We start from the raw sequence: 16,512 nt of genomic DNA on the forward strand, positions 1-16,512 counted from the left end.
TTTAAAAGTGATAAATATCATTTATAAAGAGTTTGATCCTGGCTCAGGACGAACGCTGGCGGCGCGCCTAACACATGCAAGTCGAACGAGCGAGAGAAAGCTTGCTTTCTCGAGCGAGTGGCGAACGGGTGAGTAACGCGTGAGGAACCTGCCTCAAAGAGGGGGACAACAGTTGGAAACGACTGCTAATACCGCATAAGCCCACGGCTCGGCATCGAGCAGAGGGAAAAGGAGCAATCCGCTTTGAGATGGCCTCGCGTCCGATTAGCTAGTTGGTGAGGTAACGGCCCACCAAGGCAACGATCGGTAGCCGGACTGAGAGGTTGAACGGCCACATTGGGACTGAGACACGGCCCAGACTCCTACGGGAGGCAGCAGTGGGGAATATTGCACAATGGGGGAAACCCTGATGCAGCGACGCCGCGTGGAGGAAGAAGGTCTTCGGATTGTAAACTCCTGTTGTTGGGGAAGATAATGACGGTACCCAACAAGGAAGTGACGGCTAACTACGTGCCAGCAGCCGCGGTAAAACGTAGGTCACAAGCGTTGTCCGGAATTACTGGGTGTAAAGGGAGCGCAGGCGGGAAGACAAGTTGGAAGTGAAATCTATGGGCTCAACCCATAAACTGCTTTCAAAACTGTTTTTCTTGAGTAGTGCAGAGGTAGGCGGAATTCCCGGTGTAGCGGTGGAATGCGTAGATATCGGGAGGAACACCAGTGGCGAAGGCGGCCTACTGGGCACCAACTGACGCTGAGGCTCGAAAGTGTGGGTAGCAAACAGGATTAGATACCCTGGTAGTCCACACCGTAAACGATGATTACTAGGTGTTGGAGGATTGACCCCTTCAGTGCCGCAGTTAACACAATAAGTAATCCACCTGGGGAGTACGACCGCAAGGTTGAAACTCAAAGGAATTGACGGGGGCCCGCACAAGCAGTGGAGTATGTGGTTTAATTCGACGCAACGCGAAGAACCTTACCAAGTCTTGACATCCCTTGACGATGCTGGAAACAGTATTTCTCTTCGGAGCAAGGAGACAGGTGGTGCATGGTTGTCGTCAGCTCGTGTCGTGAGATGTTGGGTTAAGTCCCGCAACGAGCGCAACCCTTATGGTCAGTTACTACGCAAGAGGACTCTGGCCAGACTGCCGTTGACAAAACGGAGGAAGGTGGGGATGACGTCAAATCATCATGCCCTTTATGACTTGGGCTACACACGTACTACAATGGCGTTAAACAAAGAGAAGCAAGACCGCGAGGTGGAGCAAAACTCAGAAACAACGTCCCAGTTCGGACTGCAGGCTGCAACTCGCCTGCACGAAGTCGGAATTGCTAGTAATCGTGGATCAGCATGCCACGGTGAATACGTTCCCGGGCCTTGTACACACCGCCCGTCACACCATGAGAGCCGGGGGGACCCGAAGTCGGTAGTCTAACCGCAAGGAGGACGCCGCCGAAGGTAAAACTGGTGATTGGGGTGAAGTCGTAACAAGGTAGCCGTAGGAGAACCTGCGGCTGGATCACCTCCTTTCTAAGGAGTCAGGCAAGGACAGAACATCAAAAGATGGACAGTCCTTGGACAGGTAACAAACAAGCAGAGTAGATATTGTTCGATTTTGAGGGCCCTGAAAAGGGAACTCAATTCCTAATGTGGGGGTTTAGCTCAGCTGGGAGAGCACCTGCTTTGCAAGCAGGGGGTCAAGGGTTCGATTCCCTTAATCTCCACCACATGGGCCAATAGCTCAGCTGGCTAGAGCACACGACTGATAATCGTGAGGTCGATGGTTCGAGTCCATTTTGGCCCACCATGTGATGGAAATCAAAGTTCCGGGAGACCGGGCTTTGAGCAACATCACCAAGACGTACCTTGAAAACTGAATAATAACTGCGAAACAAAGATTATAGTAAGTTCTTTTTTAAGAAATATTGCAATTTCAAAAGGAAGGGTAACAATAATCTTCGTTGGCAAGAGAGAATCAAGAGGATACCAAATGTTCTTGAAAGAACGTTTGAAAGGTCAAGCGAACAAGGGCGCAGGGCGAATGCCTTGGCACTGGGAGCCGATGAAAGACGTGATAAGCTGCGATAAGCTTCGGGGAGCTGCAAATAAGCATTGATCCGGAGATTTCTGAATGAGGAAACTCACCTGGGTTCATACTCAGGTACGTTATACTGAACTTCAAAATAGGTATATCGGGGGAACCGCCTGAACTGAAACATCTAAGTAGGGCGAGGAAGAGACATCAAACGAGATTCCGTAAGTAGTGGCGAGCGAACGCGGAAGAGGGCAAACCGAGAGTAGAAATACTTTCGGGGTACGGACTGCTTTTAGGACTTAAGTTGTTAACCGAACGGCATGGGAAGGCCGGTCAGAGAGTGTGAGAACCACGTAGGTGAAAACGACAAGAGCCGAGCGAATTCCAGAGTACGGCCAGACACGTGAAACCTGGTCGGAATACGGGGGGACCACCCTCCAACCCTAAATACTACCCAGTGACCGATAGCGTATAGTACTGTGAAGGAAAGGTGAAAAGCACCCCGGGAGGGGAGTGAAAAAGAACCTGAAACCCTGTGCCTACAAGCACCTAGAGCGCGTCAAAGCGTGATAGGGTACTTTTTGTAGAACGGTCCGGCGAGCGATTGTATGCAGCAAGGTTAAGGACTTAAGGTCTGGAGCCGAAGCGAAAGCGAGTTTGAAAAGGGCGTTAAGTTGCATATAATGGGCCCGAAACCGGGTGACCTACCCATGGTCAGGTTGAAGTGGAAGTAAAATTCCATGGAGGACCGAACCGACCTCCGTTGAAAAGGCGGCGGATGAACTGTGGGTAGCGGAGAAATTCCAATCGAACCCGGAGATAGCTGGTTCTCCCCGAAATAGTTTTAGGACTAGCCTCAAGTTAGATACCTGGAGGTAAAGCACTGAATAGCCTAGCGGCCGAGAGGTTAGCGAAGCTTATCAAACTCAGAATGCCAGAGTATTGATGCTTGGGAGTCAGACAGTGTCAGATAAATGTCATTGTCAAAAGGGAAACAGCCCAGATCTACAGCTAAGGTCCCAAAGTCAGGTTAAGTGGAAAACGATGTGAAGATACGCAGACAACCAGGATGTTGGCTCAGAAGCAGCCACTCATTCAAAGAGTGCGTAATAGCTCACTGGTCGAGCGTCTTTGCGCGGAGAATTTAACGGGGCTAAACCTGACACCGAAGCTTAGGCAATCCAGCAATGGATTGGGTAGGGGAGCGTTGTATACGCGGTGAAACAGTAGCGCAAGCGGCTGTGGAGTGTATAGAAGTGAGAATGCCGGAATGAGTAGCGCGAATGCAGTGAGAATCTGCATGGCCGAAAGCCTCAGGTTTCTGGAGGAAGGTTCGTCCGCTCCAGGTTAGTCGGGAGCTAAGGTGAGGCCTAACGGCGTAGCCGATGCACAGACGGTAGAGATTCCGTCACCACCAAAAGAGTTAAACACAGGGACACATATGAAGTCTCGGAGCCGGGTGTTGGTTCCGGTAGCGATCGAGGGAAATTAGTACCGAAGTCCGGGATGGAAGATGGCGAGAAAAGCTGTGTGTATTTCTGCGGTGCCCGTACCGCAAACCGACACAGGTAGGTAGGAAGAAGATTCTAAGGCCAACGGGAGAAGGGTTGTTAAGGAACTCGGCAAATTGACCCCGTAACTTCGGGAGAAGGGGTGCTGCAGCAATGCAGCCGCAGAGAATCGGCCCAAGCAACTGTTTACCAAAAACACAGGTTTGTGCTAAATCGAAAGATGACGTATACGAGCTGACGCCTGCCCGGTGCTGGAAGGTTAAGAGGAGATGTGCAAGCATTGAATCGAAGCCCCAGTGAACGGCGGCCGTAACTATAACGGTCCTAAGGTAGCGAAATTCCTTGTCAGGTAAGTTCTGACCCGCATGAAAGGCGTAATGATTTGGGCACTGTCTCAACAGCCCGCCCGGCGAAATTGTAGTACCGGTGAAGATGCCGGTTACCCGCGACAAGACGGAAAGACCCCATGGAGCTTTACTGTAGCCTAATATTGGGTTTCGATGTTGCATGCACAGGATAGATGGGACACTGGGAAGCAGGTGCTTTGGCGCTTGTGGAGTGGCCGTTGGGATACCATCCTTGCGATATTGGAATTCTAACCTGCGCCTTTGAATCAAGGCGGGGGACATTGTTAGGTGGGCAGTTTGACTGGGGCGGTCGCCTCCTAAAGAGTAACGGAGGCGTTCAAAGGTTCGCTCAGCTTGAACGGAAATCAAGCAAAAGAGTGCAAACGCAGAAGCGAGCCTAACTGCGAGACTGACGGGTCGAGCAGTAACGAAAGTTGGAGTTAGTGATCCGGTGGTATGTGAGTGGAAATGCCATCGCTCAACGGATAAAAGTTACCCTGGGGATAACAGGCTGATCTCCCCCAAGAGTCCACATCGACGGGGAGGTTTGGCACCTCGATGTCGGCTCATCGCATCCTGGGGCTGTATTCGGTCCCAAGGGTTTGGCTGTTCGCCAATTAAAGCGGTACGCGAGCTGGGTTCAGAACGTCGTGAGACAGTTCGGTCCCTATCTGTCGTGGGCGCAGGATATTTGATGGGAGCTGTTCCTAGTACGAGAGGACCGGAGCGGACGTACCTCTGGCGCACCAGTTGTTCTGCCAAGAGCATAGCTGGGCAACTATGTACGGATCGGATAAACGCTGAAAGCATCTAAGCGTGAAGCCGACCCAAAGATAAGATATCCCATTGTTTCAAACAAGTAAGACCCCTTGAAGACTACAAGGTTGATAGGCACGATGTGTAAGTGGAGCGATCCATTCAGCAAGCGTGTACTAATAGGTCGAGGGCTTGACCACAATTCGCTTGAGACTCTCAAGAGTCAACGAAAAAATGTCAGCAGTGATTATTCAGTTTTGAAGGCACGTCCTTCTAAGAAACACTGGACAAAGTACAACAGATATGTTATACTAGGCCAGTCAGACCGGTCGGTGTCGATGACGGTGAGGTTCCACCTGTTCCCATTCCGAACACAGAAGTTAAGCTCACTTGTGCCGAAGATAGTTCGCTGGAAACGGCGTGTGAAAATAGGTAGTCGCCGACTTTTATATGGCCCGTTGGTCAAGCGGTTAAGACAGAGGCCTCTCACGCCTTTAACATCGGTTCGATTCCGGTACGGGTCACCATATGCACCTCTAGCTCAGTTGGTAGAGCAACTGACTCTTAATCAGTGGGCCCAGGGTTCGAGTCCCTGGAGGTGCACCACAACAACAAAATCCGAACTTTTTTCCAATAGGAGAAAGGTTCGGATTTTTTGTTTTCTTTGGAAAACAGAACGAATCCCTTGATTCCATCGAAAAACGTCCTAGACCTTATCATAAGAAAGCACGACAGACCACTGTGAGAGTGCCGTAAGGCGGAAAGGACACGATTATGAAGTATGATGCAAGAGCCTGCAAGTTCAACATGGACACTGGCTGCGTGGAACTGCTGCTCCGGGATGGGAGAAAAATTTCCATTGACTGTACCGGGGTTGAGGATGCACTGGATGTGACCATGGCGCAGCAGACAGAACTGGACTACCTTATCTACAATGACCCACTGGGCTATGCGGATTTGATTCTGAACGGCGACCCGAAGGAATATTTGAAGAATGTGTCCGGTAGTCGTACACTAGAAGATTAAAAAGTAATTGTCTGTCGAACAAAAATATTCGGCAGACAATTTTTTCATAGATTTAGAAGTGCTGTCAGTTCCAACCATACAAAAACGTTGGGTTCAACAGGTGAATCTTTGCACCGGAAAAATCAAGGATCCTCTCATCGCGCATCCGGCACAGCTCACGGGAAAGAGCACTGCGGTCCACACAGAGGAAATCTGCCAGTTCTGTCCGGGTGTAGGGCAGACTGTAACAGCCTTTTTCATCGGGTGTCAAGGTTTGAAGATAAATCTTCAGACGATCTCGAAGCCGTTTTTGTGCTAAAATACGCACTTTGGTGTTAAAAAAGAGAAGCTGCTGCGCCATATCCTGCATAAGATTTGCTGTGACTTGCATCCGGCAGGGACAGGTCAGCGTCTTCTGTGACATCAATGCGCTGAAATCCAGCAGCATTACGGTACAGTCCGAACTGGCACGCAGACAGACCGGACTTGCCGTCCAGCCAGTACAGGCCAGTTCTGCACCAAATACTTCTCCGGGACAAAAACGGCAGACGCTGATTTGATTGCCATTTTCATCATACAAAAATTCTTCCATCGTGCCATCCAGCAGAACACCCGTATTGTGGCTCTGCTCACCCAGCTCGACGATGTGCGCACCACGAGGATATTCACGGACAGTCGCATTCAAGCAACTAAGGACTTCCCTATATTTTCGTGGCTGGATGCCGTTGAACATGCCGCATTGCTGTAAAATTGAATAATATTGCTCCATCTTAAAATTTACTTTGCCGTTGCCATAACAACGGACACTCCGAGGTAGTTGTGTTAAACTCTTGGTTAGAGATGTCTAATTAAAAGGCATCATTATTATACGGTATAAAGTTTGAAATGTCAAACCCTATAACGTTCAGGGTTGATATCGAAGGAGTGACACAATGCTTTCGTTGGGAATAGATATCGGTACATCAACGGTCAAGTTGGTGCTGTTGAAAAATCAAGAAATTGAAAAGCAGTGGATGGCGGTGCATCACGGCAACCCTTTTGTCTGCCTGAAAAAAGGTCTTTCCACGTTGGAGCTGGCGATGGATACTCCGTTTTCACTCTGTGTGACCGGAAGCAACACGGAGGCTCTGCTGGAGCAAGATTCAGCCATTCCCTCTTTAGGCGATATCCCAGCTATCGTCGAGGGTGTGCGCTGGATCATTCCGCAGGTGGGTTCGGTCATTGAAATTGGCAGTCAGGGCGCGCGATTCATCACGGACTTGCAGAGCCGCGCACCTCAGTTTTCAGTCAACGAACACTGCGCGGGCGGTACAGGTTCGTTCTTTGAAGACCAAATGTCTCGCGTGGGCTGCAGGCTGGGAGATTACTCTTCGCTGGTAGAGCAGGCACAGAGTGTTCCGCGCCTTTCCGGTCGGTGTGCGGTCTTTGCCAAAACAGATATCATCCACCGCCAGCAGGAAGGCGTTTCCACGCCGGATATCCTGTTGGGGTTGTGTTATGCCATGATTCGGAACTATAAGGTGACCATCGTGCGGCGGCTGCCGATCTGTAAACCTGTGGTATTCTGCGGTGGTGTTACCTGCAATGCAGGCGTGATCCGAGCCATCCGGGATATATTCGGGTTGAGTGAGAAAGAACTCATCGTTCCGGAGTTTGCCCGATATGAAGCGGCTCTTGGTGCTGCACTCAAAGCATCCGGCTCGTTCACGTTACGTCAACTGAATGATTCTCTGGACCGTACACTAACAACACACCACATGGTCGGAACATTGCCCAAACTGGAACTGCGCTCCGGCACGAGCCTTGCGGAGCCAAACGCTACCAAGATCATTCCAGAAAGTGGCTGCGCATTGGGCATCGACATCGGTTCTACCAGTACCGATCTTGTTCTGGTCGGTGCAGACGGTGAACTGGTAGACTTTCAATATCTGCGCACCGCAGGTGACCCGGAAGGAGCTGTCCGCAAAGGCCTTGCAAGTATTCGTCAGCGGTTTGGTGATATCCGATTCACCGCAGTCGGTGTGACCGGTTCAGGACGAGAGCGCATCGGCAAACGCATCGGAGCAGATGCTGTCCGGGATGAGATCACTGCGCAAGCCAAGGGAGCTGCTCATTTGGGTGCCGGAAGTCGATACCGTGTTTGAAATCGGCGGACAGGATAGCAAATACATCAGCATCCAGAACGGTGAAGTTGTGGATTTTCAGATGAACAAGATCTGCGCTGCCGGTACCGGTTCTTTTGTGGAAGAACAAGCTGCCCGTATGGGCATCCCACTGGCGGAGTTTGGTCCATTAGCCTTATCCTCTGAACATCCGGCATCCTTGGGAGAACGGTGCACGGTGTTTATCGAAACGGCCATTGCGTCCGCTTCCGCTGAAGGTATTTCACGGGCGGATATTGCCGCAGGCCTTTGTCACTCCATCGTACAGAACTATCTGCATAAAGTTGTTGGTTCTAAACCTGTGGGGCAGCACATCGTTTTGCAGGGCGGTGTCGATTACAACCCCGGCATTGTGGCGGCATTCCAATCCGCATACGGCGACCGCGTACAGGTCAGCCCGGTCTTTTCCATCAGTGGTGCGTATGGCGCGGCTTTGCTGGCACATGAAGCTGTGGGCGACGCACCCAGCCGATTTGTGGGATTTGACAGCCCGGCAAAGGACGCAGAGGACAGCCGCAGTGCGGAGATTCAGAAGAATATTGACTTCTACAAGCAGGCAGACAAACTGCTTTTGGAGGGTTACACTGGCAAACGTGACCCACGTAAAAAGACCGTAGGTGTGCCTTTTGCGTTGATGATCCACAAATTCTTCCCGATGGCAAATGCCTTCTTTACCTCGTTGGGCTTCAATGTCGTCCTGACTGACCCCACCAGTGAGGAAACGATCCGGCTGGCTCAGCAGACCGCACAAGGGGAGACCTGCTACCCGGTCAAACTTATTTACGGCCATATGCAGCAGCTCATCGACCAAAAAGTAGACTACATCTTCTTGCCCACCATCCACACGATGAAGCACGAAAAGAGCCGTGTGAAACACAACTACGGCTGCGTCTATATGCAGACGGCAGCCGCATCCATTGCCAAAGCTCTGGACATTGAGAGCAAGGGCATCACTCTGCTCAGCCCGGTATTCGATCTCGATTTTGGGCAGGAAGCTATGGCATCTGCAATGCTGGGACTGAGCAAAATTTTAGGAATCCCGAAACCGTTTTGTGCCAAAGCTCTGCTCAGTAGTGCCATGGCGGTGCGCCGCCATACCGCCGCCGTGGAAAAACAAGGCAAAGCTCTATTGGCTACCCTGAGACCAGACGATAAAGTGTTGGTACTCATCACCCGCAACTACGGCGTTTCCGACCCCATCCTGAACATGGGCATGGAGGCAAGATAGGTCTCGTCCGTATTGAAGCCCAGCTCGGTGCCGCGCCAGATATTGGTCACATGATGCAGGCCATACTCGCTGCCATCGGCGGTGGTCAGCACTACGCCGTAGACCTTGTTGGCGCTGGTGTCCAGATCAAAACCGGAGAGCTTCATCTCGTAATTCGCGTGGCGGCCATTGGTGGTCAGCTCCACAGTAACACCCTCCACGGTAGTCTCGGTGGCGTGGACTTTGCCAAACTCCCACTTGCCGCTCAACAGGTTGTACCATGCGGTAATGTAGTAGGCAGGAGTCTCGCCGAGCTTATAGTACCGCAAAGCCCTTGACCTTTTTGCCGGAGCCATGCTGTATGTGGTGGTGGAGGAACTGATCCCGGAAATGTCGCAGGGACAGCACTCCAACGTTGGCACGGTACATTTCGTGGTGGGCTTCAGCGTGATGATGGTGCTGGATGTGGCACTGGGGTAACGGTTGGGGGCTCCCGAAAGCGAAATCTCTTTCGGAATCTCCGAAAATGCCTAAACTTCTTGACAGAGGAGACGGCAGGGCGTATTATTTTGGCAGAAGGACCGTTGAGAAGCGGCTTTTTATAGGGTTGGAAGTTAGCTAAATCTAACTTATCGGTGCGCGTGGTGGTTAGATAAATCTAACTATAAAAGGAGAGACAGCAATGCGAGCACGCAAGAATTTCTGGGACAGAAATGCAGGTCTGTATGACTGCTTTATGCGAAAAGACAGGATAGTATACGAAAAAATGTATGAGCTGATCTGTCCGGTCGTGAAAGACAAAACGGTGCTGGAGTTGGCTACCGGAACAGGGCTGATCGCCAAGCACATCGTAAAAGCAACGGCACACATCGAGGCGACGGATGCCTCTCCGGAAATGATTACAGAGGCCAAGCGGGGGAATTACTCTGCGAAACTGCATTTTTCCGTGCAGGATATGTTTTCTCTGCCATACTCGAGCAAATCATTCGATGTGGTAATCGTATCTAACGCACTGCACATCGTGCCGCAGCCAGAAAAATCACTGCGAGAAATCAAACGGGTGTTGAAGGATGACGGTGTGCTGATCGCGCCCACCTTTACTCACGCAGAAAACTCATTTCCCGGCAAGGTCAAAGCCTTTTTCATGAAGCTGGCAGGCTTTCCGCTTCACAGCAAGTGGACGAATGAGGAATACCTGAGTTTCCTGCATCAGAACGGCTGGGCAGTACGAAATAGTGTCGTTCTAAAGGCCTCTTTTCCGCTGACCTATACGGAATGTGTGAAATCGGAGGTGTGATATGTCCTTTTTTGAAAACACCCGAAAGCCCGTAGGCTTTGGCGGGAAGATCATGGTTGCTATGATGAACTTTGGACACAGCGCAATGGCAGAATGGGGGCTGCGCTTTTTAAAGCCTGCCCCGGATGCCATGGTGCTGGACTGCGGCTGCGGCGGTGGAGCGAACATTAAGACACTGCTGAAACTGTGCCCCAACGGCAAGGTGCAGGGCATCGACTACTCAGCTGTCAGCGTGGAAAAAACGCGAAAGGTCAATGCCAGAGCCATTGCGGCAGGACGGTGTACCGTGCAACAGGCAAGTGTGGCAGAACTGCCGTTTGAAGCGGAGCAGTTTGATGTGGTGACCGCCTTTGAAACGGTCTATTTCTGGCCGGAACTTGCGCAGAATTTCAGAGAGGTTTATCGAGAGCTGAAGCCCGGCGGGGTCTTTTTCATCTGCAATGAAGCAAACGGCGAAACAACAAAAGACGACAAATGGACGCAGATCATCGATGGCATGACCATCTATACGGACACTGCACTGAAAGAGTATCTGGAACAAGCAGAATTTTGTCAGATTCAAAGCCACAAAAATAAAAAGGGCTGGCTGTGCATCACAGCACAGAAATGAGGTGTAATCATGTCGAAAAAAGCAACGGAGTTTCAAAGAAAAGCAATGAGCTGGATGTACCGGGGCAAGGAAATCTTCAAGCCTTTGAACACCGGCTGGATCGACGAGAATGTTGCCTGCGTGCGCGAATGGGTGGCGAACATCTTCTTCTACCGCAAAGGCGATACGACCATTATGGTCGATGCGGGATATAACTACGACCGCCTTGCCGAAAAAATGAGCTGGCTTGGGATTGATCCGAAGTCGATACACCATATCCTTATCACCCATCAGGACACCGACCATGTGGGTGCGGTGGAAGCAGACAGTCCGGGGCTGTTCCGGAATGCGAAGCTGTACATCGGCGAGATCGAGAACCGGTATCTCACCGGCGAGGTGCGGCGAAAAGTCATCTATCATCTCTATAAATTGCCGCAGGTCACGATCAACAACGAAAAGGTACTGCTGCACGATGGGCAGGTACTTGACATTGACGGCATCAGGATCGAGTGCTTTCTGGTTCCCGGTCATACATGGGGACATATGGTCTACCTCATTGACGATAAGTACCTTTTTACCGGCGACACGCTGTGGTTTGGCGCGGACGGCGGATACAGCTTTATTTCTGCGCTGGCAGAGGACAACAAGCTGGCGGTGAAGTCTTTGGCTTTGCTGGAGAAAAAGCTGAAAAAACGCGGGCTGCAGCCGCTGTTCATTACCGGTCACACCGGCTGGACGGACAATATGGATTTTGCCTTTGCGCACAAAAATGAACTGTGCTCGCCTTTCAGAAAAAGAGTCCACGACCCCAATGCACTGTATGATGCCTACGACGAATCGGACGACACCGAAGAAAATGCAAAGAGCGGTTTTCTGAAAGGCGTGGGAAGATGAAGGACAGCGAATTACAAATTGACCGTAGCTGCCATGTGCTATATTCCAAACCCTGCAAAAAGGAAATTCTGGCGAAAATCACTCTACACTATCCGGAGGTGGAGCGTGAGGCGGTCTGGGAGCAGGTGCAGCTGAGATACGCAGAGCTTCTTTCCAAGTGGCGCACCGACCTCGGCGGTAAAAAGAATTTTCACAACGGCGTAGGCGGCACCTACGACTGCATCGCCATCATGTGCTTTTACGATGTGTGCCGGGATGTGGTCACATTCCGCGAAATGGAAGAGATAGAAGAAAATCTGATCCTGCCGTCCTTCCGGAAGCTGCGCTTCGTTGACATCAACAAGCCATTCTGGAAAAAGCTGATGTATCGGGCATTCAGCACTGCCCAAAAGCACTGTGACACATGGCATGATTACGAGATGGATGTTACGCCTTACGAAAACAGCAAGCCCATCTATTATGAATTTACGGCGTGTCCGGCGGCGGAATTTGCCAAGCGGTTCGGATTTGCGGACATTATGCCTGCCCTGTGCAATGTGGACTATGCGTCCATGGAACTGCTCCATGCCAAGCTCGTGCGGACGACCACCTGCGTGGACGGCTGCCGATGCGACTATACCATCTGCGGCGATAAGGATCCATACGTAAAGGAACATCCCGAATACCGGGATGAAAACGGATACAGGAGGAATAAGTAATGCTTTTACAGGTGATTCTGGAAGGTCTTGGGCTGGGGGCTTTGCTGGTTCTTGTCTGTGCTGTGGGCATCTGGAAAGGGGCTGTTGGGATGGTGCATCTTTACAGCCCGGCGGTGCAGCAGCGGTGCGTGAAGCTGGGACTTACAACACGCGAAAAAATAAAGCGAAATGCTTTGATTTTCAAAGCGGTATGCATTCCCGGCTACATCGCCTATGTGCTGGTCTGTGTCTATGGGATAAACGGTGCAAAGGGCTTTGTTCAGGGTTTCTGGCAGTTACTCGTTATCTTGTCCGTTATGAATCTCATGGACCGCCTGTTGGTTGATGGCTATTGGGTGGGGCACACGAACGCATGGACGATCCCCGGAACAGAGGATCTGAAGCCCTACATCACCGCAAAAGACAAACAGAAAAAGTGGCTGTTCGGCACGGTGGGCATGGCAGTCATAGCGGCGGTACTGGCGGAAATGATGACAGTACAGTGATCGGAAAGACCCTTCTGTCAGCGGCTTTTTCCGGTTTCTTGCAAGGGTCGGGGACAACGGGATGAAAATGCAGATCGTGAAGATCAGATTTGGGGGCAAGCTATGAAAATTCTGGTATATGGTGCAGGCGTTCTGGGGTGCAATTTAGCAAGAAATCTGCTGCGCGCCGGAAAGAATGTCACTCTGCTTGCGCGGGGAAACTGGGCTGCGGAGATCAAGCAGAACGGCCTGCGGATCAAGGACAAATTTTCGCTCCGCACCTCGGTCAGCCACATTCCGGTGGTGACTGAACTTGCACCGGATGCAATGTACGATGTGATCTTTGTGGTCCTACGCTATACACAGCTGGATTCCGCTCTGGACACGCTGCGGGCGAACCGGACGAAGAACATCGTTTTTGTGGGGAACAATGTGCAGGCGAGGGCGCTGGCGGCGGCGCTGCCGGGGAAGAACGTCCTGTTTGCCTTTGCGCTTTCTGCGGGGCATCGGGAGGCTGACCGGGTGGTCTCCATCGACCTGAAAAAGATCACCATCGGACAGCTGCCGGGTGCAATCTCCAATAAACAGTTGATCGGGCGCATCTTCCACGGCACAAAATATAAGGTTGTTTACGAGCCGAACATGGAGGACTATCTGCTTTGCCATGCTGCGTTTGTGATGCCGGCGGCCTTCGCCTGCTATAAGACAGACGGCGACCTGAAAAAGCTCCGGGGCGATACCGCGTACCTGAACCGTGTGCTGGATGCCAACATCGAGGGATACCGCGCCATCCGGGATGCCGGGCACACCATTCTGCCCAAGGAGGATGCAGACTTTGAAGGGGAGAAATACCGCAAGACCTGCCTGCGCTTTTTCAAGCTGATGTGTGCCACCTCGCTGGGGAAACTCTGCGCCTCCGACCATGCCATGAACGCCATCGACGAAATGAGTGCGCTGAACCGGGATCTCAAGAAATTTTTCGATGCGAACGGCGCAGCCTACCCGGTATGGCAGGCACTGGAAGCGGAAGCCGGGAGGTATCTGCAATGAAGTATACCGGGATGCCCTTTGGGATGTGGATGCTGTTTGCCGGTTCCTTTCAAAAGCAGCTGACCGCGGTGCTGGGCTATGATGCAACCACCGCAAGAGCCATCACGAAAAAGGCAAAGCCGCAATACCGGCAGATCATTCGCAGGCTGCCGGAGTTTGAAAAAGCCGACCGTTTCAAAATGAATCTTATCAACTGCGCCATGATTGGTGCGTTCGTTCTCTCCATGCCGCAGCGCCCGGAGGTGGACAGGATGACGGATTACTATGCAAGATCCATGATGACTGCACCCATGCAGTGGTTCTGCCGCAAGAGCGGAAAAAGCAAATATACCGCAAAGGATATTGCCGCCATGAAGGCCACCGCTGCTCTGAAAGCCGCCGACCGCAACCCCTACTCGTGGAACATGGAATTTTACGAATACCCGGATGGCAGCGGCTACGAGGGACGCTTTACCAAGTGCGGCATCTGTGTGCTGATGAAGGAGCTGGGGCTGTATGACCTGACCCCTGCTTTGTGCCATCTGGACTACACCATGAGCGAAGCGGGCGGTGTGACAAATTTTGTGCGGCAGTATACCCTTGCTTCCGGCGGACCCTACTGCGACTGCGGGTATAAAAAGAAAGGGTAACGGACGATGAAGAGGAAGGAAACCTATCTTTCCCGTGACTTTCGGGAGACTGCGGCGCAACGCTTTCCCGCGCAGGCAAAGCAACTGAACGCCGCTTTTGATATGCGCCTGAATGCGCTGCTGGCTGAAAACGCGGGTGCAAGCAAGGAAAAGCAATACCACCTCAAGCGGCAGATATTGCCGGGCATTGCGGCCTACGAAACCTTGCAGCGGGTCATGCCGAAAGAAGAAGCACTGCAAACCGTTCACGGCTATGTGGAGCGGTTGGCGAGAACGAGCCACAAACAGATTGCCGCCCTGCTGCACATACCGGGGCTTTACCGCCTTGTTCCCGGCGTTTTCGTCAAATCCACCCGGAGCATTTTCGGCCCGGCGGCGGGCTTTGCCCCAAAAGAACTGCAGACCGGCAACGGCGTCTGGCGTGTGGATATGATGAAGTGTCCCTATCACGACACCTGCGCAGAATACGGCTGCCCGGAGCTGTGCCGCTGCTTTTGCGACAGCGACGACATCAGCTATACCGGGCTGCATCCGAAGCTGATCTGGGAGAGAACCATGACGCTTGGGCGCGGTAATGACCGCTGCGATTTTTGCATGAAGGTCCGATAATAGCGGGGAGGCATATTGGCATGGAGATCAAACGATTCGGCAATATAGAGGGAAAGACCATGATGCTGCTGCACGGAAATCTTATGTGCTGGCGGCAGTTTGAGGATCTGATCCCGCTGCTGGAAAGAAAATTCTGCGTGTATGCCGTCAGCTTCGATGGCTTTGACGGAACAGGCAAAACAACCTACACGACCGCCCAGAATCAGGCGGACAAGTTGGCCGGTTATATTGAGAAAGAGCTTGACGGACGGCTGGATCTGCTTTTTGCAGAGTCGCTGGGCTGCGGACCGGCTGTTTTTCTGAAGGCTTCCCCAACCGTTCAGATCGATCGGATGATCCTCAGCGGGCCGGAGTATCTGGATTTCGGAGTGCTGAATCGACTGATTTTGAAGGTCATGCCGCAAAAGCAATATCGAACGGCACACGAAAAGTATATGCCTGCATGGGCACTGCGCTTTATGGGGCAGACGGAGCAGGGAATGCAGACTATGCTCCGCCGTATCCCGGATCATATCAGTTTGGAATCCGTCCGGGCCACTTGGGAGGCAGGACTTTATCTCTATCGAACGGACTTTTTGGTACAGCCCGATGCAAAGGTCGCCTGTTGGTACGGAGAAAAAGAAGGGCACATGAAAAAGGCCATCCAGCGGCTGCGGACGGCATATCCGAGCCTGATCGTCCGCTGTTTCCCCGGTTTCGGCCATGGCGAGATCATCAATCATCCGGCACTGCTTGTGTCGGAGATGGAACGCTTTTGGCTATTATGATTACGAACAGGAAGCGAAGAAAATGAAGAAAGAAGAATCAAAGCAGTTCATCCGCTGGTGCATCGCGGCTGCGGTGTATGAGAAAAAGCACTCTGCGCACCTCGCAGGCTGACAGCGATTGCTGAATTGTCTGTGTTTTTTGCAGAAAGTGCATCCATAGCTTCCGGTGTGTATATATGCTGAAGGATTACCCGCCTTTCCAAGCAAATGATTTTGAATATCTGCGGGGGAGGATACTGATCCTCCTCCCGGAAAATGACATTTTCAAAAAGGAAGATCAGAAACGGTTCGCAGATCTGTTCCGGAAACTGGATGCGGAGATCCGCACAGTTCCGGGCGGTCATGTGGGCTTTATCGTTCAGGCGGAACGGTATCTTGATTTGATGGAAACATTTTTGCAGAGAAATGGAATTTGACAGTTCACGTCTGCGAATCAGTAAGAAAAAGCGAATCTTCAGGAAAAGAGAATGGCTATGCATAAATCACTTTTT

The 16,512-nt window shown here is 51.7% G+C and carries 16 protein-coding genes, 4 tRNA genes, 3 rRNA genes and 1 pseudogene; 22 read left to right on the forward strand and 2 right to left on the reverse strand.

All coding sequences use genetic code 11. The features are described 5' to 3' along the window. Nucleotides 1-20 precede the first annotated feature (20 nt). The 8 genes from ACKXF9_RS06540 (at nucleotide 21) to ACKXF9_RS06575 (ending at nucleotide 5,676) form a co-directional block, all read left to right on the forward strand. Nucleotides 21-1,531 (forward strand): 16S ribosomal RNA (locus ACKXF9_RS06540). Between the two features lie 121 nt (nucleotides 1,532-1,652). Continuing rightward, nucleotides 1,653-1,728 (forward strand) — tRNA-Ala (locus ACKXF9_RS06545). A 3-nt stretch (nucleotides 1,729-1,731) separates the two neighbouring features. Continuing rightward, nucleotides 1,732-1,808: transfer RNA gene (locus ACKXF9_RS06550), tRNA-Ile, on the forward strand. 207 nt (nucleotides 1,809-2,015) lie between these two features. Further along, nucleotides 2,016-4,850: ribosomal RNA gene (locus tag ACKXF9_RS06555) — 23S ribosomal RNA — on the forward strand. 128 nt (nucleotides 4,851-4,978) lie between these two features. Further along, nucleotides 4,979-5,095, forward strand: a 5S ribosomal RNA gene (gene rrf, locus ACKXF9_RS06560). The 16S, 23S and 5S rRNA genes sit together here with 4 tRNA genes alongside, the layout of an rRNA operon. 7 nt (nucleotides 5,096-5,102) lie before the next feature. Then, nucleotides 5,103-5,177: transfer RNA gene (locus ACKXF9_RS06565), tRNA-Glu, on the forward strand. Nucleotides 5,178-5,180: 3 nt separating this feature from the next. Next, nucleotides 5,181-5,256 (forward strand) — tRNA-Lys (locus ACKXF9_RS06570). A 168-nt stretch (nucleotides 5,257-5,424) separates the two neighbouring features. Beyond that, complete coding sequence (locus ACKXF9_RS06575) at nucleotides 5,425-5,676, forward strand: DUF6061 family protein (RefSeq protein WP_418265623.1); 252 nt, start codon at nucleotides 5,425-5,427, stop codon at nucleotides 5,674-5,676. A 64-nt stretch (nucleotides 5,677-5,740) separates the two neighbouring features. Here ACKXF9_RS06575 and ACKXF9_RS06580 read toward each other — a convergent pair whose 3' ends face one another. Then, a complete protein-coding gene (locus tag ACKXF9_RS06580) occupies nucleotides 5,741-6,424 on the reverse strand; it encodes a Crp/Fnr family transcriptional regulator (RefSeq protein WP_249233588.1) in 684 nt (227 codons plus the stop codon). Nucleotides 6,425-6,587: 163 nt separating this feature from the next. Here ACKXF9_RS06580 and ACKXF9_RS06585 point away from each other — a divergent pair, with 163 nt between their 5' ends. Both ACKXF9_RS06585 and ACKXF9_RS06590 read left to right on the forward strand, forming a co-directional pair. After that, nucleotides 6,588-7,799, forward strand: coding sequence for a BadF/BadG/BcrA/BcrD ATPase family protein (locus ACKXF9_RS06585; protein ID WP_418265624.1), 1,212 nt, complete (start codon nucleotides 6,588-6,590; stop codon nucleotides 7,797-7,799). Then, the gene (locus tag ACKXF9_RS06590) at nucleotides 7,735-9,045 is read left to right on the forward strand and encodes an acyl-CoA dehydratase activase-related protein (protein ID WP_418265625.1); all 1,311 of its coding nucleotides are present in this window, start codon (nucleotides 7,735-7,737) and stop codon (nucleotides 9,043-9,045) included. Before ACKXF9_RS06585 ends, ACKXF9_RS06590 begins: the two co-directional genes overlap by 65 nt. Here ACKXF9_RS06590 and ACKXF9_RS06595 read toward each other — a convergent pair. Further along, the gene (locus ACKXF9_RS06595) at nucleotides 8,997-9,353 is read right to left on the reverse strand and encodes a hypothetical protein (RefSeq protein ID WP_418265626.1); all 357 of its coding nucleotides are present in this window, start codon (nucleotides 9,351-9,353) and stop codon (nucleotides 8,997-8,999) included. The genes ACKXF9_RS06590 and ACKXF9_RS06595 overlap by 49 nt on opposite strands. 25 nt (nucleotides 9,354-9,378) lie before the next feature. On the opposite strand from ACKXF9_RS06595, the gene ACKXF9_RS06600 reads away from it, so the two are divergent. The 12 genes and pseudogenes from ACKXF9_RS06600 (at nucleotide 9,379) to ACKXF9_RS06655 (ending at nucleotide 16,437) form a co-directional block, all read left to right on the forward strand. Further along, complete coding sequence (locus ACKXF9_RS06600; protein WP_275539404.1) at nucleotides 9,379-9,504, forward strand: hypothetical protein; 126 nt, start codon at nucleotides 9,379-9,381, stop codon at nucleotides 9,502-9,504. Between the two features lie 202 nt (nucleotides 9,505-9,706). Then, entirely contained in the window at nucleotides 9,707-10,321 is a 615-nt protein-coding gene (locus tag ACKXF9_RS06605) for a class I SAM-dependent methyltransferase (protein ID WP_005927487.1), read from the forward strand. Nucleotide 10,322: 1 nt separating this feature from the next. After that, nucleotides 10,323-10,931 (forward strand): class I SAM-dependent methyltransferase, encoded by a 609-nt coding sequence (locus tag ACKXF9_RS06610; RefSeq protein WP_097774490.1) that lies wholly within the window; start codon nucleotides 10,323-10,325, stop codon nucleotides 10,929-10,931. A 9-nt stretch (nucleotides 10,932-10,940) separates the two neighbouring features. Continuing rightward, nucleotides 10,941-11,804 (forward strand): MBL fold metallo-hydrolase, encoded by an 864-nt coding sequence (locus ACKXF9_RS06615; protein WP_097774491.1) that lies wholly within the window; start codon nucleotides 10,941-10,943, stop codon nucleotides 11,802-11,804. Beyond that, entirely contained in the window at nucleotides 11,801-12,502 is a 702-nt protein-coding gene (locus ACKXF9_RS06620) for an L-2-amino-thiazoline-4-carboxylic acid hydrolase (protein WP_348801092.1), read from the forward strand. The genes ACKXF9_RS06615 and ACKXF9_RS06620 overlap by 4 nt, the downstream gene beginning before the upstream one ends. After that, nucleotides 12,502-12,987, forward strand: a complete 486-nt coding sequence (locus ACKXF9_RS06625) for a hypothetical protein (protein ID WP_418265627.1) — start codon at nucleotides 12,502-12,504, stop codon at nucleotides 12,985-12,987. Before ACKXF9_RS06620 ends, ACKXF9_RS06625 begins: the two co-directional genes overlap by 1 nt. Continuing rightward, a pseudogene (locus tag ACKXF9_RS06630) lies at nucleotides 12,980-13,093 on the forward strand (class I SAM-dependent methyltransferase); the annotation flags it as partial. The gene ACKXF9_RS06625 and the pseudogene ACKXF9_RS06630, both read left to right, overlap by 8 nt. Beyond that, entirely contained in the window at nucleotides 13,090-14,016 is a 927-nt protein-coding gene (locus ACKXF9_RS06635; RefSeq protein ID WP_418265628.1) for a ketopantoate reductase family protein, read from the forward strand. The pseudogene ACKXF9_RS06630 and the gene ACKXF9_RS06635, both read left to right, overlap by 4 nt. Further along, nucleotides 14,013-14,645, forward strand: coding sequence for an L-2-amino-thiazoline-4-carboxylic acid hydrolase (locus tag ACKXF9_RS06640; protein WP_418265629.1), 633 nt, complete (start codon nucleotides 14,013-14,015; stop codon nucleotides 14,643-14,645). The genes ACKXF9_RS06635 and ACKXF9_RS06640 overlap by 4 nt, the downstream gene beginning before the upstream one ends. Before the next feature lie 6 nt (nucleotides 14,646-14,651). Beyond that, nucleotides 14,652-15,254, forward strand: coding sequence for an L-2-amino-thiazoline-4-carboxylic acid hydrolase (locus ACKXF9_RS06645; protein ID WP_418265630.1), 603 nt, complete (start codon nucleotides 14,652-14,654; stop codon nucleotides 15,252-15,254). A 20-nt stretch (nucleotides 15,255-15,274) separates the two neighbouring features. Then, on the forward strand, nucleotides 15,275-16,021 hold the full coding sequence (locus ACKXF9_RS06650; protein WP_418265631.1) for an alpha/beta fold hydrolase: 747 nt from the start codon (nucleotides 15,275-15,277) through the stop codon (nucleotides 16,019-16,021). A gap of 176 nt (nucleotides 16,022-16,197) precedes the next feature. Continuing rightward, nucleotides 16,198-16,437, forward strand: a complete 240-nt coding sequence (locus ACKXF9_RS06655; protein WP_005927518.1) for an alpha/beta fold hydrolase — start codon at nucleotides 16,198-16,200, stop codon at nucleotides 16,435-16,437. Nucleotides 16,438-16,512 lie beyond the last annotated feature (75 nt).

The organism is Faecalibacterium sp. 9 (assembly GCF_048320955.1).
GTDB lineage: Bacteria > Bacillota > Clostridia > Oscillospirales > Ruminococcaceae > Faecalibacterium > Faecalibacterium wellingii.